This is a genomic window from Vibrio sp. 10N.261.51.A4 (genome assembly GCF_041471945.1).
Lineage (GTDB): Bacteria > Pseudomonadota > Gammaproteobacteria > Enterobacterales > Vibrionaceae > Vibrio > Vibrio crassostreae_C.
Genome location: NZ_JBFRPJ010000063.1, coordinates 1 through 1,503 on the forward strand (window position 1 = coordinate 1; position 1,503 = coordinate 1,503).

1 protein-coding gene is annotated in these 1,503 nt (G+C 45.5%); it reads left to right on the forward strand.

The window, feature by feature from the left end:
- The first annotated feature begins 103 nt into the window (after window positions 1-103).
- Entirely contained in the window at window positions 104-1,480 is a 1,377-nt protein-coding gene (locus AB4384_RS14220; RefSeq protein WP_102319739.1) for an IS4 family transposase, read from the forward strand.
- The last annotated feature ends 23 nt before the right edge of the window (window positions 1,481-1,503 follow it).

Here is a 1,503-nt window from a genome sequence, read left to right on the forward strand (position 1 = left end):
CTGTCTCTTATACACAAATCCCTAAGCCACGCTTGGGGATTTTTTTTGAACTATTTTTAGGTTTCATGATCTGATCATCTAAGCAATGACAAGGATGATTATCATGACCTATATAGAGCCAACCCTCTGGGCACAAAAACAGTTCGGTCAAGCCCACCTAAATGACCCTAGACGCACTCAAAGACTCGTTACTCTCGCAGCCTCACTGGCCGAGCAACCTGGTGTACCCGTCTCGAAACTCATTATCTCCCCTGCTGAAATGGAAGGGGCTTATCGCTTCATCCGTAATGAGCAAATCAAAGCAGAAGATATCGCAGAAGCGGGGTTTTATGTCACCGCACAAGAAGCATTAGAGCAACAAACACTTCTTGCCTTAGAAGACACCACTTCTCTCAGTTACTCCCATCGCAGCATTCGAGATGAACTCGGGCACTCCAATCAAGGCAACCGACATCGCGCCATGTTCGTACACTCAACCTTACTTTTTGCTCCCGACACTCAATCTGTTATTGGTTTAATTGAACAACAGCGCTGGACTCGTGATATAGAAAAGCGAGGCCAAAGGCACCAGCATGCGACTCGACCATACAAAGAGAAAGAAAGTTATAAGTGGGAACAAGCCTCTCGCCATGTCGCTGAGCGACTTGGCGATAAAATTTCGGATGTCATTTCTGTGTGCGATAGAGAAGCCGACCTATTTGAATACCTCACTTACAAGCGAGAGCAACAACAAAGGTTCATCGTTCGCTCAATGCAAAGCCGCTGTATTGAAGAGCATGATAATCGTCTTTATAGCTATGCCTCTACCCTGTTATCAGCCGGAGAGAAAGTGCTCGAAATACCGCAAAAAGGGGGGCGTAAAGCTCGCAAGGCTCATTTAGATATCAAATATGCCCCCGTGACACTCAAGTCTCCTGCTAACAAGAAAGAGTTCGATAACATTCCGCTTTACTACGTGGGATGTATAGAACAAGGAGAGAGTAGCGATAAGCTCGTATGGCACTTACTGACTTCTGAGCCGATAACGAGCAAGGAAGAGGCACTCAAAATCGTCAGTTATTATGAGCGGCGCTGGCTGATAGAAGATTTTCATAAAGTCTGGAAAAGTGAAGGGACAGAGGTTGAGCAACTGAGAATGCAAAGTAAGGACAACTTAGAGAGGCTCAGCGTTATTTTGGCTTTTATCGCGACTCGGTTACTCCAGTTGAGGTTTATGAATGAATCAGACGAGTTATCTAAGACCAGCTGTGAGCGGGTATTAAGAGGCAAAGCGTGGAAGTTAATGTGGCTCAAGTTGGAGAAGAAAGAACTACCGAAAGAAGCGCCTAATATATCATGGGCTTACAACGGTATTGCTCGGTTAGGTGGTTGGAAGAATACCAAGCGAACGGGGCGCGCTTCTATAAAGACGTTATGGCAAGGATGGTTTAGGTTACAAACCATCCTTGAAGGGTATGAACTCGCTAAGTCTCTTGATTAACCAGACTTGTGATCAAGAGACAG

Bases quoted from the DNA above. Each gene is read 5' to 3' on its own strand.
- AB4384_RS14220 (WP_102319739.1), top strand. From the start codon at position 104: ATGACCTATATAGAGCCAACCCTCTGGGCACAAAAACAGTTCGGTCAA.